The sequence below is a fragment of the Polynucleobacter sp. QLW-P1DATA-2 genome, assembly GCF_001870365.1.
Lineage (GTDB): Bacteria > Pseudomonadota > Gammaproteobacteria > Burkholderiales > Burkholderiaceae > Polynucleobacter.
On record NZ_LZMQ01000003.1, the window covers coordinates 125247 to 151495 of the forward strand.

At 45.7% G+C, this 26249-nt stretch carries 30 protein-coding genes and 2 pseudogenes; 18 read left to right on the plus strand and 14 right to left on the minus strand.

Going from position 1 to position 26249, the window contains the following annotated elements:
- The first annotated feature begins 62 nt into the window (after positions 1-62).
- The 8 genes and pseudogenes from A9236_RS03205 (at position 63) to A9236_RS03235 (ending at position 7153) form a co-directional block, all read left to right on the plus strand.
- Positions 63-978 (plus strand): annotated as a pseudogene (locus A9236_RS03205) (DMT family transporter).
- A gap of 65 nt (positions 979-1043) precedes the next feature.
- Positions 1044-2462, plus strand: a complete 1419-nt coding sequence (tcuA, locus tag A9236_RS03210; protein ID WP_071465417.1) for an FAD-dependent tricarballylate dehydrogenase TcuA — start codon at positions 1044-1046, stop codon at positions 2460-2462.
- Positions 2449-3594, plus strand: a complete 1146-nt coding sequence (gene tcuB / locus A9236_RS03215) for a tricarballylate utilization 4Fe-4S protein TcuB (protein ID WP_071465418.1) — start codon at positions 2449-2451, stop codon at positions 3592-3594. The genes tcuA and tcuB overlap by 14 nt, the downstream gene beginning before the upstream one ends.
- Positions 3595-3638: 44 nt before the next feature.
- Positions 3639-4568: a fumarylacetoacetate hydrolase family protein gene (locus A9236_RS03220; RefSeq protein WP_071465419.1), complete on the plus strand. Its 930-nt coding sequence runs from the start codon at positions 3639-3641 to the stop codon at positions 4566-4568.
- 5 nt (positions 4569-4573) lie between these two features.
- Positions 4574-5104, plus strand: a complete 531-nt coding sequence (locus A9236_RS10850; RefSeq protein WP_161485600.1) for a tripartite tricarboxylate transporter substrate binding protein — start codon at positions 4574-4576, stop codon at positions 5102-5104.
- Positions 5091-5522 carry a tripartite tricarboxylate transporter substrate-binding protein gene (locus A9236_RS10855; protein ID WP_083398915.1) on the plus strand — a complete coding sequence of 144 codons (432 nt, stop codon included), beginning with the start codon at positions 5091-5093 and terminating at the stop codon, positions 5520-5522. The genes A9236_RS10850 and A9236_RS10855 overlap by 14 nt, the downstream gene beginning before the upstream one ends.
- Before the next feature lie 54 nt (positions 5523-5576).
- A complete protein-coding gene (locus A9236_RS03230) occupies positions 5577-6725 on the plus strand; it encodes an aminotransferase class V-fold PLP-dependent enzyme (RefSeq protein WP_071465420.1) in 1149 nt (382 codons plus the stop codon).
- Between the two features lie 149 nt (positions 6726-6874).
- Positions 6875-7153, plus strand: coding sequence for a protein tyrosine phosphatase (locus A9236_RS03235; RefSeq protein ID WP_071465914.1), 279 nt, complete (start codon positions 6875-6877; stop codon positions 7151-7153).
- A 24-nt stretch (positions 7154-7177) separates the two neighbouring features.
- On the opposite strand, the gene A9236_RS03240 is transcribed toward A9236_RS03235, so the two are convergent.
- Positions 7178-8155, minus strand: a complete 978-nt coding sequence (locus A9236_RS03240; RefSeq protein WP_071465421.1) for a DMT family transporter — start codon at positions 8153-8155, stop codon at positions 7178-7180.
- Positions 8156-8161: 6 nt separating this feature from the next.
- Positions 8162-9055, minus strand: a complete 894-nt coding sequence (locus tag A9236_RS03245; RefSeq protein ID WP_071465422.1) for an NAD(P)H-hydrate dehydratase — start codon at positions 9053-9055, stop codon at positions 8162-8164.
- A 64-nt stretch (positions 9056-9119) separates the two neighbouring features.
- Here A9236_RS03245 and A9236_RS11520 point away from each other — a divergent pair, with 64 nt between their 5' ends.
- Complete coding sequence (locus tag A9236_RS11520; RefSeq protein ID WP_369821196.1) at positions 9120-9734, plus strand: MBL fold metallo-hydrolase; 615 nt, start codon at positions 9120-9122, stop codon at positions 9732-9734.
- The gene (locus A9236_RS11525; protein WP_369821197.1) at positions 9709-10536 is read left to right on the plus strand and encodes an MBL fold metallo-hydrolase RNA specificity domain-containing protein; all 828 of its coding nucleotides are present in this window, start codon (positions 9709-9711) and stop codon (positions 10534-10536) included. The genes A9236_RS11520 and A9236_RS11525 overlap by 26 nt, the downstream gene beginning before the upstream one ends.
- Positions 10537-10551: 15 nt before the next feature.
- Here the strand turns inward: A9236_RS11525 and A9236_RS03255 are convergent, their stop codons facing one another.
- On the minus strand, positions 10552-11289 hold the full coding sequence (locus tag A9236_RS03255) for an ABC transporter substrate-binding protein (protein ID WP_071465424.1): 738 nt from the start codon (positions 11287-11289) through the stop codon (positions 10552-10554).
- Between the two features lie 147 nt (positions 11290-11436).
- Entirely contained in the window at positions 11437-11637 is a 201-nt protein-coding gene (locus A9236_RS03260; RefSeq protein ID WP_071465425.1) for a hypothetical protein, read from the minus strand.
- A gap of 152 nt (positions 11638-11789) precedes the next feature.
- Here A9236_RS03260 and A9236_RS03265 point away from each other — a divergent pair, with 152 nt between their 5' ends.
- The 3 genes from A9236_RS03265 to A9236_RS03275 are packed head-to-tail and all read left to right on the plus strand — an operon-like array spanning position 11790 to position 14436.
- Positions 11790-12647 carry an LOG family protein gene (locus A9236_RS03265; RefSeq protein ID WP_071465426.1) on the plus strand — a complete coding sequence of 286 codons (858 nt, stop codon included), beginning with the start codon at positions 11790-11792 and terminating at the stop codon, positions 12645-12647.
- Positions 12648-12692: 45 nt separating this feature from the next.
- On the plus strand, positions 12693-13205 hold the full coding sequence (locus A9236_RS03270; RefSeq protein ID WP_071465427.1) for a hypothetical protein: 513 nt from the start codon (positions 12693-12695) through the stop codon (positions 13203-13205).
- Positions 13206-13218: 13 nt separating this feature from the next.
- The gene (locus A9236_RS03275; protein WP_071465428.1) at positions 13219-14436 is read left to right on the plus strand and encodes an NAD(P)/FAD-dependent oxidoreductase; all 1218 of its coding nucleotides are present in this window, start codon (positions 13219-13221) and stop codon (positions 14434-14436) included.
- 7 nt (positions 14437-14443) lie between these two features.
- Here the strand turns inward: A9236_RS03275 and A9236_RS03280 are convergent, their stop codons facing one another.
- Together A9236_RS03280 and A9236_RS03285 are read right to left on the minus strand one after the other, a co-directional pair.
- Positions 14444-15226 carry a TerC family protein gene (locus A9236_RS03280; protein ID WP_071465429.1) on the minus strand — a complete coding sequence of 261 codons (783 nt, stop codon included), beginning with the start codon at positions 15224-15226 and terminating at the stop codon, positions 14444-14446.
- Positions 15227-15242: 16 nt separating this feature from the next.
- The gene (locus tag A9236_RS03285) at positions 15243-15632 is read right to left on the minus strand and encodes a group II truncated hemoglobin (RefSeq protein WP_201721710.1); all 390 of its coding nucleotides are present in this window, start codon (positions 15630-15632) and stop codon (positions 15243-15245) included.
- Between the two features lie 102 nt (positions 15633-15734).
- On the opposite strand from A9236_RS03285, the gene A9236_RS03290 reads away from it, so the two are divergent.
- The gene (locus A9236_RS03290) at positions 15735-16265 is read left to right on the plus strand and encodes a phasin family protein (RefSeq protein WP_236638683.1); all 531 of its coding nucleotides are present in this window, start codon (positions 15735-15737) and stop codon (positions 16263-16265) included.
- 47 nt (positions 16266-16312) lie between these two features.
- On the opposite strand, the gene A9236_RS03295 is transcribed toward A9236_RS03290, so the two are convergent.
- Both A9236_RS03295 and A9236_RS03300 read right to left on the minus strand, forming a co-directional pair.
- Positions 16313-16534 carry a TIGR02450 family Trp-rich protein gene (locus A9236_RS03295; RefSeq protein ID WP_071465432.1) on the minus strand — a complete coding sequence of 74 codons (222 nt, stop codon included), beginning with the start codon at positions 16532-16534 and terminating at the stop codon, positions 16313-16315.
- A 9-nt stretch (positions 16535-16543) separates the two neighbouring features.
- Positions 16544-16909: a hypothetical protein gene (locus A9236_RS03300; RefSeq protein ID WP_143070574.1), complete on the minus strand. Its 366-nt coding sequence runs from the start codon at positions 16907-16909 to the stop codon at positions 16544-16546.
- Positions 16910-17003: 94 nt separating this feature from the next.
- Between A9236_RS03300 and A9236_RS03305 the strand changes: the two genes are divergently transcribed.
- On the plus strand, positions 17004-18053 hold the full coding sequence (locus tag A9236_RS03305; protein WP_071465434.1) for a fumarylacetoacetate hydrolase family protein: 1050 nt from the start codon (positions 17004-17006) through the stop codon (positions 18051-18053).
- Between the two features lie 28 nt (positions 18054-18081).
- Here A9236_RS03305 and A9236_RS03310 read toward each other — a convergent pair whose 3' ends face one another.
- Positions 18082-19671: a rhodanese homology domain-containing protein gene (locus A9236_RS03310; protein WP_143070575.1), complete on the minus strand. Its 1590-nt coding sequence runs from the start codon at positions 19669-19671 to the stop codon at positions 18082-18084.
- A 357-nt stretch (positions 19672-20028) separates the two neighbouring features.
- Between A9236_RS03310 and A9236_RS03315 the strand changes: the two genes are divergently transcribed.
- The 3 genes from A9236_RS03315 to mmsB all read left to right on the plus strand — a co-directional run bounded on the left by A9236_RS03315 (position 20029) and on the right by mmsB (position 21459).
- Positions 20029-20217 carry a hypothetical protein gene (locus A9236_RS03315; protein ID WP_011903187.1) on the plus strand — a complete coding sequence of 63 codons (189 nt, stop codon included), beginning with the start codon at positions 20029-20031 and terminating at the stop codon, positions 20215-20217.
- Between the two features lie 66 nt (positions 20218-20283).
- Positions 20284-20553: a cupin gene (locus tag A9236_RS03320; protein ID WP_071465435.1), complete on the plus strand. Its 270-nt coding sequence runs from the start codon at positions 20284-20286 to the stop codon at positions 20551-20553.
- Positions 20554-20583: 30 nt separating this feature from the next.
- The gene (mmsB, locus tag A9236_RS03325; RefSeq protein WP_071465436.1) at positions 20584-21459 is read left to right on the plus strand and encodes a 3-hydroxyisobutyrate dehydrogenase; all 876 of its coding nucleotides are present in this window, start codon (positions 20584-20586) and stop codon (positions 21457-21459) included.
- A 7-nt stretch (positions 21460-21466) separates the two neighbouring features.
- On the opposite strand, the gene selD is transcribed toward mmsB, so the two are convergent.
- From selD to A9236_RS03350, 5 genes and pseudogenes are all read right to left on the minus strand, one after another.
- Complete coding sequence (gene selD / locus A9236_RS03330) at positions 21467-22537, minus strand: selenide, water dikinase SelD (RefSeq protein ID WP_071465437.1); 1071 nt, start codon at positions 22535-22537, stop codon at positions 21467-21469.
- A gap of 1 nt (position 22538) precedes the next feature.
- Entirely contained in the window at positions 22539-23081 is a 543-nt protein-coding gene (locus A9236_RS03335) for a TlpA disulfide reductase family protein (protein WP_143070576.1), read from the minus strand.
- A 22-nt stretch (positions 23082-23103) separates the two neighbouring features.
- Positions 23104-24213 carry a transglutaminase family protein gene (locus A9236_RS03340; RefSeq protein ID WP_071465439.1) on the minus strand — a complete coding sequence of 370 codons (1110 nt, stop codon included), beginning with the start codon at positions 24211-24213 and terminating at the stop codon, positions 23104-23106.
- A gap of 171 nt (positions 24214-24384) precedes the next feature.
- Positions 24385-25554: pseudogene (locus A9236_RS03345) on the minus strand (DEAD/DEAH box helicase); the annotation flags it as partial.
- Between the two features lie 115 nt (positions 25555-25669).
- Positions 25670-26248: a hypothetical protein gene (locus tag A9236_RS03350; RefSeq protein ID WP_071465441.1), complete on the minus strand. Its 579-nt coding sequence runs from the start codon at positions 26246-26248 to the stop codon at positions 25670-25672.
- Between the last annotated feature and the right edge of the window lies 1 nt (position 26249).

Here is a 26249-nt window from a genome sequence, read left to right on the forward strand (position 1 = left end):
CAATGCTAGGGTACCCCTAATATTGATGCCCTCAAATGGCCGCCCATCCATTCCTTGACTAAATGCCTAAATTAAACCTTGCTACCGTAGCCTATTTATTGATTGCGACTGCTTTATGGGCTGGAAATGCGATTGCTGGGCGCTTATTGGTGGGAAGCGTTTCCCCAATTACCCTAAGTGCAGTTCGCTGGGGTTTGGCTGCACTGCTTTTACTCCCTTTGGGTTGGCGAGTTTTTAAGCCTAATAGTGCCTTGTGGCAGAACAAGAAGCGATTTTTATTGCTGGGACTTTTTGGGGTTGGAAGCTACAACGTTCTACTCTATCTTGCATTGCAAACTTCGACAGCAATCAACGTGACTTTAATTGGCGCAAGTATGCCCATTTGGATGCTCTTTATTGGCGCTGTGTTCTACCAAACCAAACCAAATCTCTTGCAGTTGATTGGTGCGATTGTTTCCTTGCTAGGGGTAGCGATCGTTCTCACGAGAGGCGAGTTAGCTACCTTACTCTCAATGAAGATGGTTATAGGTGATTTGCTGATCATGTTGGCCACTGTTCTATGGGCTATTTATAGTTGGATGTTAAGTCGCCCGGGCTCAAGTACTGAGCGTCAATGGCCATGGGCAGATTTTTTGATGGCGCAGGTCTTGGTGGGTCTTTTGTGGACCGGATTTTTTTGATAGCTTTGAGATTGCTAGCGGGCATGCATATTTGGATCTCAACCTGTGGACTGGCTCACTTATTCTGTTTGTGGCGGTGGGTCCTTCATTAATTGCTTATCGTTGCTGGGGAATGGGAGTGAGCGGTGCCGGCCCTACCGTAGCTGCTTTTTTTGCAAACTTTATTCCTTTATTTACCGCCATCTTGTCTGCGGCTATGTTGGGCGAACCCCCGCAGTTATTTCATGGGGTGGCGTTTGCCTTGATTGTTGCTGGAATCTGGGTTTCATCCAGCCAAAGTCGATCTGCCCGCTCTTGACCTGCGTCTAGGTAAAAAAGCCGAAAAAACAGTAAAGTATTTTCTTTTCACGCGAAGTCATAGTCATGGTAGATGTCTTAGTGATTGGCGGCGGTAATGCCGCCTTATGTGCTGCCTTAATGGCGAGGGAGGCTGGCGCCAGCGTTCTGCTTTTGGAGGCTGCTCCAAAAGAGTGGCGTGGCGGCAATTCATCCCATACTCGAAACATTCGTGCGATGCATGATGAGCCACAAGATGTCATGCTCGAGGCATACTCAGAAGAAGAGTATTGGCAGGATGTATTGAAGGTCACCAGCGGAATCACTGATGAGTTCTTGGCAAGATTGGTTATCCGCGCATCTTCACAATGTCGAGATTGGATGCGCCATCACGGTGTTCGCTTTCAGGCGCCTTTATCCGGCACTTTAAATCTCTCACGTACTAACGCTTTTTTCATGGGTGGTGGTAAAGCATTGGTGAATGCCTACTATCGCAGCGCAGAAAAGTTGGGCGTGGATATTCGTTATGAGTCTCCTGTTTCTTCTGTAGAGATCCAGGATGGAAAATTCATCGCTGCCTATATTGGTGATGAGCGGATTGAAGCAAGGACGTGTGTATTGGCAGCGGGTGGCTTTGAGTCCAATCGTGAATGGCTCAAAGAGGCATGGGGCACTAATCAATATGGCGAATCTCCCGCAGATAATTTCTTAATTCGAGGCACGAGATATAACAAGGGCGTTTTACTCAAGCAACTCATCTCGCTTGGAGCTGACTCAGTGAGCGATCCAACGCAGGCTCATATGGTTGCTGTCGATGCACGCGCACCTTTGTATGACGGTGGCATTTGTACTCGTATTGATGCTGTCTCTTTTGGAATCGTGGTTAATAAAAATGCACAGCGTTTTTCGGATGAAGGCGAAGACTTTTGGCCTAAGCGTTATGCTTTTTGGGGAAGGTTGGTTGCTCAGCAGCCAGGTCAGATTGGCTATTCCATTATTGATTCAAAAGTACTGGGCCGTTTTATGCCACCCGTATTTCCTGGTGAAAAGGCGGATACATTAGAAGAGCTAGCCATTAAGCTAGGTATAGATCCAAAAGCTTTACAAGAAACCGTAAAGACCTATAACGCCGCTTGTCGAGTTGGGACGTTTGATCACACGATCTTGGACGATTGCCATACCGAAGGTTTGGAGCCAGCTAAAACCCATTGGGCCTTGCCGATTGATACCGGACCTTTTTATGGTTATACGGTTCGTCCTGGCGTGACATTTACCTACTTAGGCTTGAAGACCGATGAAACTGCAGCGGTACGTTTTAATGGCGTATCAAGTGCTAACTTATTCGTTGCTGGAGAGATGATGGCAGGTAATGTATTGGGCAAAGGATATGCCGCTGGCATTGGTATGGCAATTGGCACAGCCTTTGGCAGAATTGCTGGAACGCAGGCTGCTAAAGCCGCACAAATATTGAATCAATCTCAAGGAGCTGAGCATGCAACAGCTTAACGCTCTGGTTAAAGAAGCGAATGAGTTAGCAATGGGCACGCCAGAGTCTGAGGCAGATCGCATGTTGCAGATTTGCAATGCCTGCCGGTATTGCGAAGGATTTTGCGCTGTGTTTCCGGCGATGACTCGTCGCATTGAATTTACTCCAAGCGTTGTAAATTACTTAGCCAACCTCTGTCATAACTGTGGTGCCTGCCTTCACGCTTGCCAATATGCTCCACCACACGAATTCGGAGTCAATATTCCGCGTGTGATGGCTCAGGTTCGCAAAGATACTTATATGACGTATGCCTGGCCGAAGTCATTTGGCGTCCTTTATAAGAGTAATGGAGTGGTAGTGTCGGTAGCCATATCATTATCAATTGCATTCTTCCTCTTGTTAAGTGCTTTGCTCAATGGCTCACTTTCTTCTGGACCACTGGATGGTAATTTTTATGCGGTCTTCTCACACAACACGCTTGCTCTGATGTTTGGTGCAGTCTTTGGTTTTTCAATCCTTGCCATTGCGATTGGTCTTGTCCATTTTTGGAGAGGAATTTCTGCTGGAGCGATTTCTGCTAGTGCTGCAGCAGAGGCAACGCATGATGCGCTGACCTTAAAGTATCTTGGCGGTGGACATGGCGATGGTTGCAATAACGAAGACGATGCTTTTTCTCTTTGGAGAAAGCGTTTTCACCATTTCACTTTTTATGGCTTCATGATGTGCTTCGCAGCCACTAGTGTGGCAACAATCTATCACTACTTCCTGGGCTTGCATGCACCATACGCACTCAATAGTTTGCCAGTCATCCTGGGTACTCTGGGCGGCATTGGATTATTGATTGGGCCTGCAGGTTTGTTATACCTCAATCTACAAAGAAATTCTGAGCATGGAGATGCAAGCCAAAAACCAATGGATAGAGCTTTCATAGTGCTTTTATTCATGATCAGCATCTCAGGCTTGCTTTTGCTGGCCTATCGAGACACGTCGGCGATGGTGGCTTTGCTTGCAGTTCACTTAGGCTTTGTCATGAGCTTCTTCTTAACTATGCCTTATGGCAAATTTGCCCATGGTTTTTATCGAGTAGCAGCTTTATTAAAGAATTCGATTGAAAAGCGCCAGAAGAACCATTTGCAATTTGGTGCCGATTAATTGATTGGTTCGTAATTCAAAAACAGTAGAAAAAAGAAAACAATATGAGACTCATTACCTTTACTCGTGCCGGCTCTACTCATGCTGAAATCGGTGCACGCTTACCTAATCCTGCTGGCGATCAAATTTTGCCTTTCGCTGATGTAGCAAACAAGCTAGGTATTCAAGATTTCCCAGGTGATATGAAATCCTTCTTACGGGCTGGCAGCAAAGTTATGGAGCAAGCGAAGTCTTGGGTTGCTGCTTCTGGCGACTACTCAGCACTATTCATCAGTCCAAAAACGATTACCTATTTGCCGCCGATTACCGATGCTGAGAAATTTCTCTGTGTTGGTAAAAACTACCGCACCCATTTGGAAGAGCTCAAGCGTACCAACTTGATTAAAGAGATTCCGCAAGAGCCCACTTCATTTATCAAGCTTAACTCCTGCTTGTCTGGCCATGAAGCAAAGGTGGTGCGCCCACAAGGAATTACTCGTCTCGATTACGAGCCTGAGTTGGTATTTGTGATCGGTAAAAGAGCCTTGGGTGCAAAAAAGGCAGAGGCGATGGATTATGTTGCTGGCGTTACCATCTTGAACGATTTGACTTGTCGTGACCTGCAATTACGCGAGGTTGCTTCAGGCTCTCGTTTTTGGACTGGCAAGAATATTCCAGGTTTTGGTCCCTTAGGGCCCGAGATTGTCACGATCGATGAGATTCCGGATGTCTATGATCTGTGGATGACGTGCTCTGTAAATGGTCAAGAGCGCATGCGTGTTAATACGGTAGATCAAATCTGGAAGATCTCCGATATCTTGGAGCATTTCTCTCGCTTTATTCCTATTGAAGCGGGCGATATGTTTTCAACCGGTGCTCCTGGTGGTGTAGCGGTGGGTAAAGAGAATGCAGAGGATCTCTACCTCAAGCCCGGTGATGTGGTTGAATGCGCAATCGATGGCATTTCAACTTTGCGCACTACCATCGTCGAGTAAATATGATGAAGCGGACTTTATGTTGGGTCGTCGCTTTATTTTCCTGTTTGGCTTTGGTCCCGTCGCTGGCAGGGGCCGCCGATAGCTATCCCAGCAAGTCGATTAAAGTAATTGTGCCCTTTCCACCGGGAGGTGGAGCAGATACTCTCATTCGCTTGATAGTTCCAACAATGACCGAGGTCTGGAAGCAATCCATCATTGTCGAAAATCGTCCAGGTGCAAGTGGCCTCATCGGCGCAGAGCAAGTAGCTCAATCGCCTGCGGATGGATATACCTTATTAATGGGTTCGACTGCTGCAGTCACGGAAAAAAATATTGCGCAGTTTTCTCCGGTTGCCTTAGTGTCTGCCTCTCCTTATGTGGTCACTGTTAACCCTAGTTTGAATATCAACTCAATCAAAGCATTGATTGCCTATGCCAAAGCAAACCCAGGAAGCGTCCGATATGGCTCATCTGGTCCTGGTTCGGCATCTCATTTGGCTGGAGAATTATTCTCTTCGATGGCTGGTGTGACATTGCTTCATGTTCCCCTATAAAGGAACTGGTCAGGCCTTAACTGATTTACTGGCGGGTCATATTGATTTGATGTTTGCTCCTGCGCAAACCGTGATGCCGCAAATTGAATCTGGAAAATTATTGGCCTTGGCTCAAACCGGTGCGAAGCGCTCAGAAGCGCTGCCAAATATTCTGACTGTTGCAGAGGCGGGTTTGCCGGGTTACAGCGCAGTAGGTTGGTTTGGTTTATTTGCCCCAGCGAATACTCCTAAACCTGTACTACAAAAAATCAATCAAACGGTGATGTTCGTCTTGGGTCAGGACAAAATTCGTAAGGCTATGTTGGAGCGGGGAAGTGACCCTGCTAGCGGTAGTGCCGAGGAATTTGCGGCTTTTTTACGCCTAGATCAGTCAAAATGGGCCAAATTGATCAAAGAAAATAAGGTTGCAGTGCAATAAACCCTTAAATCAGTATCATTTAGGGCTAATCACTGAAATCCCTAGGAAATTACTATGCCAGGCTTACTTCCCAATGTTGATCCAGATGGATTGCTAGAGTTCTCGGTTGTTTATACCGACCGCTCCTTGAACCACATGTCTGAAGAGTTCAAGCGCGTGATGGTCGACATTTCTAGCGTTCTTAAAGACGCCTATAACGCAAGCTCTGCTGTCATCGTTCCTGGTAGCGGTACTTTCGGTATGGAAGCTGTTGCCCGCCAATTTGCGAACAATGAAAAATGTTTAGTGTTGCGTAATGGCTGGTTTAGCTATCGCTGGACGCAGATTTTTGATCTGGCAAATATCACTAGCGACGTGACAGTCATCAAAGGTCGTCAACTAGAAAATTCTGCTCAAGGTGTATTTGCTCCTGCGCCAATTGAAGAGGTAGTGGCTTTCATCAAGAAAGAAAAGCCAGCTGTGGTATTTGCTCCTCACGTAGAAACTTCTGCCGGCATCATCTTGCCTGACGATTACCTCAAGGCCGTTGGAGAAGCAGTTCGCTCAGTGAACGGTTTGTTTGTATTGGATTGCATTGCCTCTGGCGCTATGTGGGTTGATATGAAGGCGTGTAATGTGGATGTGTTGATCACGGCCCCACAAAAAGGCTGGAGCAGCTCCCCTTGTTGTGCTTTGATTGCTCTTGGAGATAGAGCTCGTGAGCGTATTGATGCTACTCAAAGTAGCAGCTTCTCTATGGATTTGAAGAAGTGGTTGCAAATCATGGAGGCTTATGAAAAAGGTGGTCATGTGTATCACACGACTATGCCTACTGATGCATTAAAGATTTTGCGTAACGTGATGAAAGAAACTCAGTCACTTGGTTTTGCAGCCTTGAAGGCCAAACAAGTTGAGCTGGGCACTAAGGTACGCGATCTATTGGTTTCACAGGGCTACCATTCTGTTTCCGCAAAAGGTTATCAGGCTCCTGGCGTAGTAGTAAGCTACACCAAGGATCCAGATATTCAATCCGGTAAGAAGTTCATTGCATTGGGTTTGCAAACAGCTGCAGGGGTACCTTTGCAGTGTGATGAAAGACCTGATTTCCGTACATTCCGCATTGGCTTGTTTGGATTGGAGAAGTTGGCTCATGTAGACCGTACTCTTGGCCACTTATCTGCTGCATTAGAAAAGATTACTGAGGCAGAAGCTCAGCCTGCGTAATACTTGCATCACATAGAAAAAAGGCCATCTGATGATGGGCCTTTTTTTTGGGGTGTCGTCGGGCTGGATGGTAAATATCAAAAAATGAAGCATTTATGTCAGTTTTTTGGTTATTATTAAATCATCTACAAACCCTTTTGGAGAATTGCATGATTTCTCGTATTGTTCGCTTTAGCTTGGCCTCTCTTGTTTCTGCTGCTATTGGCTTAGCGCCAATGTCAGTCATGGCTGCTGATCCAGCTCCTGCGCCTGCAGCCGCTCCAATGGCAACTCCAGCTGCGGCTCCGGCTCCTGCAGCAACGCCGGCAGATAAAGCTGCCGAGAAGAAAGCTAAGAAGCAGGCTAAGAAAGAAAAGAAAGCTGAGAAAAAAGCCAAGAAGAAAGCAAAGAAAAAAGCTAAAGCCGCTGCAGACGCAGCTGCTCAGTAATTTCAAAAGCAGTATTGGAGCCGCTTAATTCAGGGGCTCAGCATTATCAAAGTCATCAGATGTTTTAGAGTCTGATGACTTTTTTCTTGGACTGTCATTACGTACCAATAGCCACATTGCAGCAATGACCAGTGTCATGCCGCCAATCTGGGTCCAGGTAATGGGTTCAGACAAAATAAAGTAGCCTAGAAAAATGGTAGAAACGGGCCCTAGGATTCCCGCTTGCGCAACGAGCGGCGAGCCTATGCGATTGATGGCAATCATGATGAGCAGCATTGGAATAACAGTGCATAAGCTCGCATTTAGAAGGCTGAGCCAATAGACTTGTGTGACCTGTTCGAATATAGCGCTTGGATTATAAAAAGAAGATTGCAAAATACTCAGTACCGCAGATGCTGAGCTGGCATAAACCACTAAACGTACGCTACCAATACGTTTGACCATCTCACCGGAGCCAATCATATATGTGGCATAACTACAGGCGCTACCAAATACCAATACCATGCCAAGCCATGCATGAATACCAGTGGAGCTTGCATCTTGAATAAATACTATGAATACCCCAAGATACCCTACGACAAGGGCATACCATTGCATCCGTGAAATCGATTTTGATAACGCAAAATAAGAAATTAATAAAACAATCGTAGGGGTGAGGTAGAGAACAATACGCTCTAGTCCGACAGAAATATATTGCAGCCCTAGAAAATCAATATAGCTAGATAAGAAATATCCCAAGAAACCCAGAAAGAATAATTTTCCGCGATCAAGCCAAGTGATAGGGATCATCGGCTTTCTGCGTGATTCCCACCAATATACGGACCAAAACAAAGGGAGTGCTATTAGCATCCGTAAAGCTAGTAGAGTTTCTGCATTCGCGCCATATCCAAATGCCAGCTTCACTAAAACGGCTTTGCCAGAAAACAGCATTGAGCCAATACCGGCCATCAAAATACCATAGAGGTAACGTCGGTGATGATGTGCTGTGCTCTGGGATTGCATACTGATTTATAACAGTTTATTGAGCAGACTTCTCATCTCAAGGATCGTTTCTGAAGGGGTCAGTCCAATTGGTCCAGTCCCTTGTTGAACTAGGCTATCAGCCGCAGAGGCATGCAGTTGAACTGCGATGCAACTTGATTCCCAAAGATCAAGATGATGGCGAACGCCTTGTGCTGCAATCGCAGCAATGCTTCCGGTTAAGATATCACCCAAACCGCCCGTTCCCATACCAGGATTGCCTGCTGTGCATTGGACAGCGGGATGGGATGGAGAGCCTATTAAGGTGTGTTGACCCTTAAGGACAACGATTGAGTGTGTAAGTTCAATTAATTGCTGAAGTGATCCTAAGCGATTATCTTGCACGTCGGTGGTAGAGGATCGTAACAATCTTGCTGCCTCACCGGGGTGCGGGGTAATCACAGTTTGATCTGGATATTGCTGGTTACGTAATTGAAGAGCACTCAATAATTCCGCGGTGTCAGCGATCAGATTCAGCGCGTCAGCATCAATGATGACTGGAACTTTGGGATGGTTCAGACAAGCTCGAAGCCATTTCATCGCCAAGGCAGACTTACCAAGTCCAGGACCAATCGCAATGACATCGGGTTCATTTTGATTTAAATAGTCGCTCACTTCCTCTGTGGCCAAGCGAATCATCAGCTCTGGTTGATTGGGATCTGCTTGTGCTGATGCAGGATCCAGCATCTCTAAAATAGTCCATCCCGCACCCAGATGTAAACAAGCATTACCTGCAAGCAAAAGGGCGCCAGCCATCCCCGGTGCACCACCAATCAGAATAGCTTTACCTGCATCACCTTTGTGCTCAGCGGGTTCGCGTCTTAAGCGTTTAGCTAACCCAAGGGATTGAAGTGTGGCGGGCTTGGTGGATGCGGATGTCATCTCAATAGTATCGCTCTGATTCGATAGGGATTGAACTCATTGTAAGAGAGTGTATGCTGAAGGAATGAAGATTCAGTTTCTTGGTGCTGCAGGCGAGGTAACCGGTTCACGGCATTCCATTGAGGTGATGCTGGCCGGCAGACCCCGGCATTTCATGGTGGATTATGGAATGTTCCAAGGTGGTCGTGAGGCAAGCAATAAAAATCTAGAGCCCTTGCCGATTAATCCCAATGATCTTGATTTTGTGGTGCTCACACATGCGCATATTGACCATAGTGGCTTGTTACCGCGTTTATGCGCGCAAGGTTTTAAGGGCCCCATTTATTGCACTACTGCTACCTATGAGTTATTAAAGATTCTATTACCGGATAGTGCGCATCTCCAATTTGCAGATCTTGAGCGCGCAGAACGAAAAGCTAAACAGGGAAAGTGGCATGGCGATATGCCGGTCGCACTGTATTCAAGAGTAGAGGTAGATATGACTCTTGCGCAATTTGAACCCTTGGATTACGGGAAAGTACTGGAGCTTGCCCCTGGGATTCAATTGGAATTTCGTAATGCTGGACATATTTTAGGTTCAGCTATCGCAGTGATGGATATACAGGAAGATGGCACCCCAAAAAAAACGCTGTGTCTTTTCAGGGGATATTGGCATGAAAGGCAAAGTGCTGATGCCTAACCCAGATTTAATTGCCGATGCCGACTTAGTTGTGGTCGAATCGACCTATGGTGATCGCTTGCACCGTACTCTCAGTGAGACCGAGTCTGAGTTAATAGAAGTGATAAGCACCACCATGGCGGGTCAAGGTAATGTCATCATTCCGGCATTTGCAGTGGGTCGCACTCAAGAGATTCTATTTTTGCTGATTGATCTGGTCAGAAGGGGGTTGTTACCACATCTAGCTATCTGGGTAGATTCACCCATGGCAACGGCGGCAACCCATTTAACAGAAAAATTCTTTTCACAACTTGACGAGCAATCTCAAGCCACTTTTAGTTGGTATAAAAATAATCCAAATGCCGTTGATTTGCGATTTATTGCAGACGTGGAAGAATCAAAATCCTTAAATAGAATCAAAGGGGGAGCCATCATCATTTCGGCAAGCGGAATGTGTGATGCTGGTCGAATAGTGCATCACTTGGCCAATAATTTACCTAGAGAACAAAATGCCATCGTGATTACTGGATTCCAGGCCTATGGAAGTTTGGGTAGGCGGCTAGTTGATCGAGCTAAATCCGTACGTTTGTTTGGAGAGGATGTGCCGGTGAAGGCCTCAATTCATACTATTGGTGGTTTATCTGCTCATGCGGATCAGGCTGGACTACTAGATTGGTTGCGGGGCTTTGAATTGCCACCTAAGACGGTATTTGTGGTTCATGGTGAACCAGAGGCAGCCTCTGTATTTGCGGAGCGCATTCGGGAAGATCTTGGCTGGAAAAATGTGATCATACCCGAGCGCCTGCATATCTATAGCTGCTAACAAATAAGATAAATGTCAGTCAGCAACTTTCGCACCTTCAATGTGGTGGCGTTGCATGGCTTGCGCAATAAAACCCGATTGCTTTAATTGGGTGATAACTTCAGTTAAGTAAACCGTGGTCTTTTGGTATTGAGGTCTTGCTTTAGGAATTCCAATCGCTTGATTAATTTCCATAAAGCGACCTGGCAGCATTCGCAAGCCTTGGTACCGCTTAGCGTCACTCTCTAATTGCTGTTTTACTCCAGCAGCTACATTGCCTTTCCCAGACATGAAATCATCAACAACTGCTTGTGAGCTAGCAGCCCTTAAGATGGCCGCACTTTTAATCTCACGCGTGAGGTAGAGGTCATAGGCGCTACCTTTGCCAACAACAATCTCATTGCCAGCAACATCAACCTGTTCATTCTTTTTGATAGGGGAATTGGATTTCACCATATAAGCCCCTTCAATCTGAATATAGGCAGGGGTGTAGCTAATATCTGCACCTCTGACTGGATCGATCGCCACAAAGACTAAATCAACATCCCCATTCTTGACTGCATCAACGGTATTACCTGCCGTCTTAAATGGAATGAGCTCGATAGGCAATCCAGTGCGCTTCCCAATTTCGTGGGCGATATCAATGGTGACACCTTGTGGTTGCTGAGTAGCTGGATCTTCGTTCGCCAAAATGGGGTTACCCAAATTAATGCCAACACGCAGTGTGCCTGTTGGAGCAAATGAAGCGATCATGGCTGGGTCAATAGTTTTCATAGTGCGTGTGGTCTGACTAAGGCAGGATTGAGAAATGCAGAAAGTGCAGAGTGCTGCAAGATACAAGGAGGGGGAGACTAGAATGTTCTTCATGGAGAGAGTATAAAAAAACCGCGGCGGACCGCGGTTTAATTTGCTATTGAAAAATTACTTCTTAGCATCAGCTGCAGGGGCTGCTGCTGGCGCAACTGGAGCAGCAGGAGCATCCTTCTTCGCTTCTTCAACATGAGTAGCCTCAGCACCATGTTTTTCACCGCTCATATCAACGTTGCCGTCGCCCTTGAGGAGTAAGTAGGCGGTGGCGCCAATTAATACGAGCACCATAATGATGATTGAACGATTACTCATGTGTTTTTCCTTCGGTTTAGTTGAAATTTAACTAATCTTAACTCTACTTACGTGTTCGGTAAATCCTCCATAGCCCTAGTACTAGGTATAAATACTGACTTTTTAGGCATAAAGGGTAAGATGGCATGACACAGATGTTTTAAGGTTGCAATATGAGTCCAAAGCTTCCCACTAATAATGCTCAGACTATTACTGAGTTTCTAAATCTTCATCACAGTCAAGTCTCTGAGGAGGATTCTCAGGACTCTTATAAGTTTGCCTTTGATGATGAGGCCTTTCTATCTCGCAGGGAAACCATTGGAATTCGGTTTGAGTTGGAGTTGCTTAAGCCTGAGATCCTCCTGAAAGAGCATGGCATTGAACACACAATTACTGTTTTTGGTTCTACACGTTTTCTAAGTTCTGAGCGTGCTCATGACTTAGAAAAAAATGCGAAGACTCCAGAGGAGCGGCAGGCGGCAACAAAGGCAGTATTGCATAGTAAGTTTTATGAATCCGCAAGGGAGTTTGGCTCCTTGGTGGCCCAATACAACGCAACGCAGGAAAAGAACTCGAATAAGCTCCATATTTGTACTGGTGGTGGCCCCGGAATTATGGAGGCCGCTAATCGGGGTGCTTTTCAGGCAGGCGATCAAACTATTGGATTTAATATCAGCTTGCCGCGAGAGCAGCATCCAAACCCTTATATCAGTCCTGGCTTAAGTTTTCGCTTTCATTACTTTGCCTTGCGCAAGATGCATTTCATGTTGCGCGCCAGAGCAATCGTTGCCTACCCAGGGGGATTTGGATCATTTGATGAGTTGTTTGAGGTTTTAACCTTGATGCAGACTAAGAAGGTAGTTCGTATCCCAGTCATTTTGGTTGGCAGGGACTTCTGGAATGAAATGGTGAACTTTAAGCAAATGGTTGAATTTGGTGTCATTGATCAAGAGGATATGCAAACGATTCATTTTGCAGAGACAGCACCAGAGGCTTGGCAGGTGATTCAGGATTGGTATCAACTGGGCTAGACCAGCTATCAAAGTAAAATAGCAATAAGACTTTTCCTTTTATATATGAATCCAACCCAAACCAATTTCGCTACTGCTTTAGATCTGCCTGGCTACCTTTTGGGTGGAGTCATGCTATTGGTAGTGATGGTCTTTCATGGTGTACTTTTGCTGCAAATTGCGAAGCGCTACGAAGTCAAAACCTATTTATATTTAGCTGAGAAAAAATATTCCGCCGTTGCGCTGTGCTTCTATGTAAGTGTGTTCTGTTTATTTCTAACGCATATTGCTGAAATTCTCATCTGGGGATTTTCTCTCTATGCCTTTAAATTGCTGCCTGCTTTAGGCCAAAGCATTCTCTTTAGTGGTAGTACATATACCGCGATGGGCTTTATGGAAGACATACTGCCAGATGGCTGGAAAATGTTGGCAGTCATTATTGCTTTTTCTGGGATGTTCTCATTTGCTTGGACGGCATCTGTCATGATTTCAATGACAAAGAACTTCCGTCAGGCATATACCAAGCTGCATATGAAAAAACTCAATATCTCTTCTGAGATGATTGATCGCTTTGAGTGATGCATAGCTAGGTATGACAAAGATATGGGATGCCATCGTAATTGGCGGTGGAGCTGCAGGTTTATTTTGTGCTGGAGTCGCTGGCCAGCTGGGGAAAAAGATTTTAGTGCTCGACCATGCGCCAGTGTTGGGTGAAAAAATTCGGATTAGTGGTGGCGGGCGGTGTAACTTTACCAATTTACATAGCAGCCCAGCAAACTTTCTGTCTCTCAATCCCCATTTCGTAAAAAGTGCTCTTGCGAGATACCCCTCAGCAGAATTTATCAAGCTGGTAACAGCTTATGGCATTAACTATCATGAGAAACATCAAGGGCAATTATTCTGTGATGATTCTGCAAAACAGATTATTGAGATGTTATTTGCAGAATGCGCAAAAGGTAAGGTTACTGTTCGTCATCCGGTTGAAGTAGAGACGATTGCTCAGGAGAGTGCGCACTGGATAATCCATACCAGCGATGGTATTGAGAAGGCTAAATCAGTAGTGATGGCTACCGGTGGCTTGCCCGTGCCAGCGATTGGCGCAAGCGCATATTCACTGGATATTGCTAAACAGTTTGGCCTCCAAGTGATTGAACCTAGACCTGCTTTAGTACCGCTTTCATTTACTGCTGAGACCTTTGGCAATCTCAATGACTTAGCGGGTTTAAGTGTTCCCGTCAGAATTGCTTCGGGCTCTAAGGGCCATCGCTACGGCGCATGTCGCTTCATTGAGGATTTATTACTCACTCATAAGGGCTTATCGGGACCCGGTGTACTTCAGGCTAGCAGCTATTGGGTCGAGGGAGAGCCTATTCATATTGATTGGCTCGGTGCTATTGAGCGACCTGGCGGCTTTAATTGTGATGAACTTTTTAACAACGAAGAAAATCGTCTAAAGCTCACTGAAACTATTCTATCTTCTGTGCTACCACAACGCTTGGCAAAAGCCTTTGCCGAGCAACAAAACCTGATGGGACGCAAGTGGGCAGAAGTTTCAAAAAAGGATCGTCAAGCCCTCAAAGAGTTGATTACCAATTGGTCTGTGAAGCCCGCCGGAACACTAGGCTGGAAAAAGGCTGAGGTGATGTTAGGCGGCGTGGATACAAAAGAGATGGATGGTCAGACGATGATGTCGCGTAAGCATCAGGGCCTCTATTTCATTGGAGAGTGCGTTGATGTCACCGGCCATTTAGGTGGCCATAACTTCCAATGGGCTTGGGCAAGCGGCTTTGCATGTGCTCAAGCACTCTAAAGTGTGCTTAACCCAGTTCATTTTTCTCAAGCTTCGACCGTCTTTTCTTTTCACGCGAACGAATATTTAATAGTTCCACAGTTAGTGAAAATGCCATTGCTACATAAACATAGCCCTTAGGTATATGAACCCCCATGCCTTCAGCGATAAGCACTACGCCAACGACTGTTAAGAAGGAGAGGGCGAGAACTTTAATTGAGGGATGCTGGTGAACAAAGTCTCCAATAGGTTTAGCGGCGATCAGCATGATAAATACAGAAGCAATCACTGCTGCAATCATGATGCTAATTTGATCGACCATCCCTACAGCAGTAATGACACTATCTAGGGAAAAGATAATATCGAGTAAGCCTATTTGCAAAACTGAGCCAACAAATAAACTGAGCATTGGCTTTGATGTTCCTTGACTAGCAATATTCTCACTACCATTCTCGTGATCGCCGATCTCTACTTCGGTGTAGATTTCCTTAGATGCCTTCCAGATTAAGAAAAATCCACCTAGTAATAAAATGAGATCTCTGCCACTTATAGAATGCTCAAGCAATGAGAAGAGTGGGTTGGTAAGGCTCATGACCCATGACAGACTCAAGAGCAATAATATTCGGGTAATTAAGGCAAACATCAAGCCGAAACGACGCACTTTCTCGCGGATTTCTAGGGGTAGGCGATTGGCGATGACGCTAATAAAGATAATGTTATCGATGCCTAGAATAATTTCTAGAGCCGATAGGGTAAAAAATGCAATCCAAGCATTTGGATCACTTAATAACTGAAGGGCGCTTTCGATCATGCTTTATTTCACTAATTTAGTTGGGTTGATTTCTCATCCAGTCGGCAGTGTTGAAAAAGGATTCCTCCAGCTGTTTTGCAACATCGCCTTCAATACCGCACTCCTCTAGAGCGCGGTACATGCAAGCTAGCCATTGATTGCGCTCAGCAAGTCCAATTTTAAAAGGTAAGTGCCTGGCCCGTAGCATGGGGTGGCCATACTTAGGGGAATAAATATCCGGTCCACCCATCCAGCCTGTTAAGAAGAATTTGAGCTTTTCACGTGAGCTAGAGAGGTCCTGGGGGTGCATGCTGCGCAGCTCCCCAAATTGAGGCTCTAGCGCCATTAAATCGTAGAAGCGATCGACCAACTCATCAACCTTATCGATGCCCCCAATCGCCTCATAGATATTCTGTTTTTCCATCATATTGTCATTTTAATGCCTTAAATTCAGGATAATTGGCAGTGAGCCAATTTCGGTATAGAGTTGATATAAAAGATTTAATAACCCCTAATTAATAGGAGCTTAATGATGGATGCACAAGAATTACAAAAATGGCAACGTGAAAAAGCAAAAGAGCTATTTGATTACTCGCACACCTTGCTTGAGGCAGCGAAAAAATTAAGTGAGCACCATTTGGCTGAGATTGAGTGGGGCATGAAAAATGCTCTAGATAGCGCCAAGTCTGCCGCTAAAAATGATTTGAGCAAATTGAAGAGTTTGCAAGAAGATGCTGCGAAAGAAGCTACCAAGCGCGCAGCTGCCTACCAAAAGAAAGTTAAGTCCGTTCTTAAGGAGCTTGGTGAGGGCGCTGCCGATGAAACCGAGAAGCATCTTGAGAAAGTGCGCAGCTCCTTGGTAACTTGGTTAGAGGATGCGGAAAATAAAATGCCTGCCCATGCTGACAAGCTTTCTAAAGTGGTTCATGAAATGTCTACAACCGGTCAAAATATGTTCAAAGAAGGGCGCCGCATTGTTAATCAAGTAGCAGAGACGGCAGAAAAGAATATTGATGAGCTGGTAAAAAAATCGTCATCAGGTAAGAAAAAAGAAGACTAATCTTATTTTCTTATAAATCAAACCGCCTTCAGTATTGAGGCGGTTTTTTATTTCCAGCCCTGTATCCAAAGCTCACTGTTCGTCAGATCGCGCCAAGCGATCTGGGTGGTTTTCTTGCTGTAGACAGCTTCTATCTCAACAAACTCAATCTTTTCTTCTGGGGGCTCTGGAAGGATAACTTTACTGACCAAGAAATGCTTTTGCTTGGCTATCGGTTGCACTGCAGTCCACTTAGTTAGCAATAATTTTTTAGGACTTAATTTATTCATTGGAAATGCTTACAAGACGGTACATTGGTACTCTTGGCCACCGCTTACCATCAAGCCAGAAGAAGGTGTAAACACAGTATTTGACTGCTCTGTTTGAACGGTGCATTTCTGATCAAAATAGCTTAGATTGCCTAAGCTGCCGCAAAAGTCTAGCTTGCTGCCTTTAAATTCCATTTGGGCTTTTCTGAGAATCATGGGGATATTGGCCTCGGTAGGAGTGTTGCAGCTCCAGGTGCTATAGGTCTCGCGCTCGCAGGCAACAAGCCCCAGCAAGATAGCCGTACAAGCTAGCAGGCGAATAACACATAGGCTTCTTAAATGATGCATGGCCAAAGCATAGCGAAGTTTCAAATATTCTGCCCAAGATTGGCTCAAGAGGCAGTTTTAGTATTAATATTTACATCAGATTGTTTAATAAACAAGGTATTAAAGCTAAAAAAGCTGCATAAAAATTAACAAAGGAGACGCTGTGGATACAAATCGGAGAGATGCGCTGAAGTTAGGTGCATCAGCTGCTATGAGTGGCATGTTTATTTCTAATGTGATGGCTGCTGCTGACGGTCAGCCACCAATCGTAGTTGAGCCAATGACAGGTAAGGCTGGCTTGCGTATCGCCAACTACTTGCCAAAGATGGGCGCTACTTCAAGACTAGGTTTAGTAACCAATGATGGCTTAGTAGTGGATATTCCGGCTGAGGCAACGCGCCAAAAAATGCAGCTCTCCTTTGATCCAGCATCGATGATTTCCTTGGCTGCTTCTGGTAACCGTGGTCTAGTAGAGTTGGCCGCTATTTTCAAGAATCGCGGCTCAAACCTCCAGAACGTAAATCAAGTAGTGCTCTTATCTCCTATTCCAAAGCCACAGGCCAATATTTATTGTGTGGGCTGGAATTATCTCGATCATTTTGAAGAGGGTCTAAAGCATCGTGCGGATACTGCGGTCAAAGAGTATCCAAAAGTTCCCGTGTTATTCACCAAGGGCACTCAAACCATGAATGGCCCATTCGATAACATTCCTTATGATGCTGGCATCTCCACCATGATTGACTGGGAAGCTGAGTTAGCAGTAGTGATTGGTAAAAAGGGTAAGAATATTTCTGAAGAGAATGCAATGGACTATGTCTTTGGCTACTCTGCCTACAACGACACTACGGCGCGTGATATTCAGCAAAAGCGTCAATCTGGTCAATGGTTTAAAGGCAAGAGCTTAGACGGTCACGGCCCAATGGGTCCATGGGTTGTTACTGCAGGTGGCGTGAATTTAGATGACACTCGCATTATTTGCCGTGTGAATGGTGTTGAAAAGCAAAATGCGAGTTACAAGCAAATGTATTTCAAGATCCCAGCCATTATTGCTGAGCTATCACGCGGCTTAACCCTTCTGCCCGGTGACATTATTGCGACTGGTACACCATCTGGAGTTGGTGCAGGCAGAACGCCTCAAGAGTTTATGAAGCCCGGCGATATCATGGAAACCAATATCACTGGTATCGGCATCCTGCGCAATAAGATTGCGTAACATCAGTTCTTAATACAACTGCAAGGACCTAGAGGACCCAGAAGTGATGGGTTCCGTCCTTGCCCAGTTGCTCAACTAATCCAAACTCCCAGTCTAAGTAAGCCTGCATCGCTGCAGGATCTACGCTGGTACCTTCGTATGGACGCTTGTAGCGATCCAGTGGAGGAGAGGCCAGGTGGCTCGGACCTTTTTCGAGATCTAATCCGGCTGCAACCCAAGCGGCATTTCCGCCTTCGAGCACCACTACTTCAGCTTGAGTGAGTGCCTGAAACTCTGGGGCAACAAAAGCGCTTAGTTCTGCAGGAGTGCTAGTTAATACATAGCGATCTACCTGCGGAATTTTCGCAATAGCCTCAGTCAGTTTTGAGCGTAAGGCATACCAACTGCCAGGTATATGGCCCTTGACATAATTTGCATGCGTACTGAAATCAATCGCAATCGTATTGCTGTCAGTCTTGAGCCAATGAGAGACGGTAACTGCATCCACGGTCTCAAGCTGGGGCAGGCTAGGTAGCGGCGCTTTCCAGAGACTTTTTTCGCTCAGGTCGGCAGGCTGAACGTGATCTAAAACATAAACATCCCAGGCCATCTGTGCTAACCAAGAAGCGGGCATATTTGCTCTTACACTGCCTCCACTAGGATCAACCAAGACCACTCGCGCACCGCGCACTGGTGCCACCATTTCTGTTTCTTGAACGAGTTGACCGCCAGGTACAGAGCGAAATCCGGGAAGATGACCCGCTTCATATTCTTCAGGGGTGCGAGTGTCAAAGAAATACGTTGTACGCTCTGCTTGTGATTTCCATTGGACGATGTCAGCAAGAGTGGCACGCTTTACGCCAGCGCGATCAGCGACGCTACGAGCACGTTGTGCAGCTTGAGCAGTTGTTTCCTCGCCAACTTCCTTAAACTTTCTACTTTGGCCTTTGTCGAGCTCTTGACCGGCCAAGGTCCAGCCGATGGTTCCGTTACGCAATGCATTCACCTCATTCGGAATGCCAGCATTGATTAAAGATTGGGTGCCAATAATGCTGCGTGTTCGTCCTGCGCAATTGACAATGATTTTGGTCTTCGGGTTAGGGGCGAGCTCAGGCAAGCGCAGGACTAGTTCTGCGCCTGGAACGCTAATCCCCGTTGGAATACTCATCGTGTTGTATTCATCAAAACGACGTACATCAACTACCACCACATCTTCTTTGTTGTCGATGAGTTGTTTCACTTCTTGTGCAGATAGGGAGGGTGTATGGCGCTTGGATTCAACTAGTTCACCAAACGATTTGCTTGGAACATTGACGTCTTTAAATACTTCACCGCCAGCAGCCTTCCAGCCTTGTACTCCACCATCAAATACAGAGACATTACTAAAACCGAGAGCGCTTAATCTTTGGGCTGCTAATTCCGCATAACCTTCCCCGTCATCTAAAGTAACAATAGGAACATCTTTTCTCGGGATCTTTGCATAGGCATCAATCTCAATCCGAGAGAGTGGCAGGTTTGCAGCAAACAACGGATGCTCGCGCGCATGCGGATCTTCTTCGCGTACATCTAAGAAGGCGATCTCTTCTTGCTGTAAAAGTTTGTTGCGTACAAAAGAATAATTTTTAGTTTGGTAGCTCATGCGAGTGATGTAAGGACTTAGTAGACGTAAATGATAGGGGGGCTTGTCTGACCCCCGTTTCTGGATGGCTCTATTTTGCTGCAACTGCACCAGAAACGGTTTTTTCAGAAGGGCCGAAGCCGTAATAGGGTGGTTTTAAGCTAGGTTTTGACAATATCTTGCTCAGAATGCCCTAAAAGTGGGTTTTTTATCGTATTTCGAGTAATGATGGCTCTGATTACCAGGATCTCTGTTCCCCCTGCGTAGGCCTGATTCTAAGAGTTATCCCTGATCAAAACCTGCATTTTTTATAGTTTTTATAGGGATATACTGACTTCGTTGTTAAAACGAATATTTATTTGATTACTGGGAGACACGATGTCACAACACGATACATTGTTAGCTGCTTTTGAAGCATACAAAGCTGAAAACGAAAAGTTTATTGAAAAAGGTATTAAGGCATCTGCCGCTCGCGCTCGTAAGGCATTGCAAGAAATTGCTGGTGCTTGCAAAGAGCGTCGTAAAGAAATTACCGCTACAAAAGAAGCAATGGAAGCTAAGAAGTAATTCTTACCCAATTGATCTAAAAGCCTAGCCTTACCCGCTAGGCTTTTTTTATTCAAGAAATACAAGATGAAGAGACATGAGTTTCTGCAGATGCTAAAAGCAGCGGGATATCCAGAGCCGGTCGAAGTGAGTCAAGTACCTGACGGTCACATAGGCGATCATCAGCATCCATTTGCAGTAAAAGCGCTGGTAGTAGAGGGCAGTATTGAATTGCTTATTGACGGCACAGCTAAGCAATATGAAGTGGGAGATGTATTCCAGCTGGGCTATGAGCAAGTGCATACTGAGACCTACGGGCCCAAAGGCGTTAGATATCTAGCATCTAGAAAATCCTAGAGCACTTAGAAAAACTTCATTAGGAGCAATATGAACATCGGATTTATTGGTTTAGGAAACATGGGCCTGCCAATGGCCATTAATTTGCAAAAAGCGGGTTACCAAGTCGCGGGATTTGATTTGGTTCAAAGTCAATTAGATGCTTTTGCTAAGGCAGGTGGAAAAACCGTCGCCAATGCAAACGATGCTGCAAAGAATGTGGATGTATTAATCAGCATGCTGCCAGCATCGCAACACGTTGAAGGTTTATATTTGGGTGACTCTGGCCTATTGGCCAATACCAATCCTCAGACCATCCTGGTCGATTGCTCAACGATTTCACCAAAGGTGGCCCAAGCGGTTGCTAGTGCAGCACAAGCTAAGGGCTTTGAGATGGTCGATGCACCCGTCTCGGGTGGTACTGCAGGTGCTCAAGCCGGAACGCTAACCTTTATGGTGGGTGGTCAGCAGTCTGCCGTAGAGCGGATTCGTCCCCTCCTAGAAAAGATGGGTAAGAATATTTTCCATGCGGGCGCTAATGGCGCAGGTCAGACTGTGAAGGTTTGTAACAATATGCTCTTGGGTATTCAGATGCTGGGGACCTGTGAGGCACTGCGTCTGGGTATTGCAAATGGTATGGACCCAAAAATTCTTTCGGACATCATGTCTAAGAGTTCCGGGCGCAATTGGGCTTTGGAGCTATATAACCCCTGTCCTGGCGTCATGGATAACGTGCCTTCATCTAAGGATTATGCAGGCGGTTTCGGTGTAGATCTCATGCTCAAGGATATGGGCTTGGCGACAGAAAATGCGGAGGCTTTAGAAGCTAGTGTTCCGCTAGGCAAATTAGCGCAGCAACTCTACGAAGCGCATAGCAAAGCGGGTCATGGTCAGCTTGATTTCTCAAGCGTATTTAATCTGAAGTAGAGATTGGTTAAGAAACAACCAAGGACTTACCGTGGCGTTTGCTCATCTGACCAATGACTCTGGCGCCTAAGAAGTGATGTTGATTAAAGATATCCAGAACTTCTTTCACACAATCTGGGCTACAGGAAACTAGTAAGCCACCACTCGTTTGTGGATCAGTCAATAGGGCGCGTTGAGCCAAGGTAAAGTTTGCTGGAATACCCACTTCATCTCCATAGCTCAACCAGTTGCGATCGGATGCGCCAGTAATCACGCCATCATCTGCTAATGCTTGCACATTGGAGAGTAGGGGGACTTGACTCCAGTCAATATGCGCAGTGCAGTTTGAGCCTCGCGCTAGCTCAAGCGTATGACCAGCCAAGCCAAAGCCAGTGACATCGGTTAATGCATGCACGCCAGTGAGTTTAGCTAAATCAGGCCCTGCAGAATTGAGCTTTGTGGTGTTGGAGATCATTTCTCGATAGCCGTCTGGAGCCAGGAGATCTTTTTTCAGGGCGGCTGACATCACACCCACTCCTAATGGCTTACCCAAAATCAGAACATCACCTGGCTTAGCGCTAGCATTGCTCTTCACGCGCCTGGGGTCAACAATGCCAATCGCTACCAGACCATAAATGGGTTCAACCGAATCAATCGTATGACCACCAGCAATCGGAATACCGGCACTACGACAAGCTTCAGCACCACCCTCAAGAATGCGTGCAATGGTTTTATTGGATAGAACTTTGATTGGCATACCAACTAGGGCAAGTGCAAATAATGGTGCGCCGCCCATCGCATAAATATCGCTAATCGCATTGGTTGCGGCGATCTTGCCAAAATCAAACGGATCATCCACGATCGGCATGAAGAAATCTGTTGTAGCTACGATAGCTTGGGATTCGTTGATTTGATATACGGCGGCATCATCCGATGTTTCAATACCGATTAGTAATTCTTTTGGGAAAGGTAGCTGCGGAACATCTTTCAAAATCTCAGAAAGTACGCTTGGAGCAATTTTGCATCCACATCCGCCACCATGAGATAGGGAGGTGAGGCGCGGTTCAGTCAACTCAGGAATGGTGGTTTGTGTATTCATATTATTGGCGTAAAAGTGCTTCTACTTTACCTTTAACTTCATCGCTATCGACATTTTCAATAGCTCCAAACCAGACTCCTTCAATCTTGCCCGTTTTGCCAATGAGAAAGGTAGTTGGAATACCGCGTGCTTTCCAAGACTTGTAAGTGATGCTATTGCGATCCATCAAGATCTCAATGCCATTCTCGGGCAGTCCATTGCCCTTGAGGAACTGTGCGATTCGAGGCTTCATTTCCGCTAAATTCACAGCAAGAACCACCAGTCCTTTAGATCGATAGTTTTCTTGTAGTTGTATTAACTCTTCAAACTCTTCGCGGCACGGCTCACACCAGCTAGCCCAGAAATTCACAACTATTACTTTGCCTCTATAGCTGACAATATCAATCGCTTTGCCCGATAAGTTGTTTAGCACTAAGGGGGGAGATTGGGTTAGGCCTACTTGTGCAGCTGGACGCCATTGTGCCTGGACATTCATACTCAGACATAGGAGAAAAGAAAAAGCCAGCGCAAGAAGAGAGTCTATAGCTGGCTTGGTGAAGCTCATCAAGATCAATCTACGTAATCTATTAGCCAATACGACGGCTAGTAATTTTGTATTTAAAGTTATCTGGGTCTAGTGAATCAAAACGACCTTCAGTATTTTCTGCTTGCGGGTACATTAAGAAAGGAATGTCACCTTTGCTCCCAAGCTTGGATCCAGGTAAAGCAATGTCATGATCATAGTTGTATGCCATCCAGTTCATTTCCCAATTACCAAAGAGGTAATCTCGAATCGCGAGCACCTTAGGATCGTTTACTGCAAGACCCCCAGTTTCCTCAAGGATTACTTTGCGGACATCAGCAGGATCTACTGGAAACCAGCCATAGCCAGAGGCATAGAACTCGGCGCGGCAATGCTGTGCTTTAGTAATATCACCAGATTTGCCAAGGCTCTTATAGCCACGAACAGAGTCAGCAATGCGGATACCGTAGACATCGCGAGCAGGGATCCCCGCTGAACGCGCCAATGCCACAAATACAGCATTGATATCAGCGCATTTACCACCTAGATTATTGGTTTCGAGCATGAGTTTTACATCACCTTGGCCGCAACCACGTGTTTTTGGATCACGATGAGTGTTATCAACCACCCAGTTGTAAATGGCTTTTACTTTTTCAATGTCAGTAGCGTTAGCAGGAACATTAGCGAGCGCTTCTTGAGACTTCGTTTTCACAATGCCATCAATCGGCAGGTATTTAGTACCACGAGTCCAAAAGCGTTGTTCTTCTTTAGAGAGTTTTAATGCCGGATTAGGAGAGACAATCTCTAAGTTGCGATTACATGTGCTGACTAAGATCGACACTTTAACGCTATGACTTGTTGCTGATGCATCCCATTTAGTCCAAAGCATACGAGCTTGTTTATCTGGTGTTACATAAACCTGATTGACTGCTTTCGGATCGCTTGCTTCTGGTCGGATAGCCAAAGTACGGAAATAATTCGTATCTAAAACTAATGGCAATGGGATCCAACTTTGCGCAACACCGTTGGGCGACTCTAAATTGACCTCTGTCACGATCTCATAAGTAGTCCAGTTGGGTGCAGACTGTGCAAATGCAGCGGAGATAGGATTAAAGGCTGGCAGCGCTAAAGCGCCAGCAATGGTTTTCATAGCGGAGCGGCGTGACGTAGTCATATCAAATCTCTTGGATGGTAATAAAAGCAAGAATGCTTATTTTAGCGAATCAATTAACGATTAAAGCTTCTCTTGGGTGGGCTACTGCGCTTGGCGGGTGCTTTTTTAGCTGGAGCACCACCACCGCTAGCTCCACTAGGCCGAGGGCTTTCTAGATTGGTGGTGTTGCTGACTACGCAATTGAATCGGCTGAGCAACTGCATTGGGATCTGGTTCAAATCCAGCAATGACCTCTTGTGGCAGTTTTTGCTTAATGAGTTTTTCGATATCTCTGAGCATTTGATGTTCATCAACACAGACTAAAGAGACAGCAACGCCATTCGAGCCGGCGCGACCTGTACGACCAATACGGTGAACATAATCTTCAGACACATTTGGTAGGTCATAGTTCACTACATGGGGCAGTTGGTCAATATCAATTCCTCGTGCGGCGATATCGGTTGCCACTAAAGCGGTGAGTTTGCCTGCTTTGAAGTCAGCTAATGCTTTGGTGCGTGCGCTTTGGCTTTTATTGCCGTGGATCGCCATACTAGTGATGCCATCTTTTTCTAACTGTGTCACGAGCTTATTGGCACCATGCTTAGTACGGGTAAAAACCAGTACTTGCTTCCAGTCATTGGTCTGGATGAGGTGTGCTAATAAAGGATGCTTCTTGGTTCTATCTACCGGGTGAATGAGCTGCGCAATAGCTTCATTAGTACTATTGCTGCGGGCCACTTCAATAAGTTCGGGGGAGTTTAATAAGCCATCTGCTAGCTGCTTGATCTCTGTAGAGAAAGTTGCAGAGAACAAAAGGTTTTGGCGTTTCTTAGGCAGTGCCGCCAAAATCTTTTTAATATCGCGCAAGAATCCCATATCCAACATGCGATCGGCTTCATCCAATACGAGAATTTCAATATCGTTAAGTGATACACAATTTTGTGACATTAAATCTAGCAAGCGACCTGGTGTTGCAACCAAAATATCTAGGCCACCAGCAATTGCCTTGATCTGTGGATTGGCGCCAACGCCACCAAAGATAACGGTTGACTTTAAGCCAGTGTATTTGCCGTAAGTCACAACGGACTCTTGAACTTGAGCAGCCAATTCGCGAGTAGGAGTCAAAATCAATACACGCAACACTCTTTTGCCACCAGCTTTCGGAGTTGTGCTCAGGCGCTGCAGAATTGGCAAGGTAAAACCAGCAGTTTTGCCAGTACCTGTTTGCGCTGCTGCTAAAAGATCCCCGCCTTTTAAAACGGCAGGAATCGATTTTGCTTGAATGGGGGTGGGGCTGGTGTAGCCTTCTTCAGCAATAGCGCGAAGAATGGGTTCTGATAAACCAAGATCTGTAAATAACATAAGGGCCAATAATGTATTGACCCGTATTCAATTAAACGACTATCCCGGTCAATGGGGTGAGCTGCCACGCTAGAGCGTTTGCAGTAAGAGGCCTTATTTTAAGTCATTTACTTATTTAGGCTGGATTCCAGAGGTTGGGCACGACTGTATTGGCATAACCGGATACAAACGATTTCTCGGCACCAGTGATGGGGTCAAACACGGAGCGATGGATTCGCCCGATATTCCCTCCATACACATGAATGCTGATGGATGTTTGATCCTGAAGATTGTTTTCGACAACATGAATATCGTGTGTATTAGGTGAAACGGTGTCAACATGGCCTGGAGGGGAGATGCTGGGCTCGCCAGCTTTAAACCCACCTTCTTCTTGGCGATAGTAAGGCGTCCCTTTTTCTTTGCCACGTAATTGACCAACCATACCCCAAACCGTGTGATTGTGCACAGGTGTTTTTTGACCTGGACCCCACACAAAGCTGACAATGGAGAAGCGATCCAAGGGATCGGCATAGAGTAAATATTGCTGGTAATACTGTGGGTGTGGTTTGGTGAATTCAACGGGCAACCAATCATCAACTGCAATCAGATTCTCTAAAAGTTTTTTGCCTTTAGTAAATACAATTTCTTCACTCGGCTTTTGCTCTAAGAGCAAACTCAGTTCTTTGACGAAGGTTAGCAATTTTCCATCAGACATA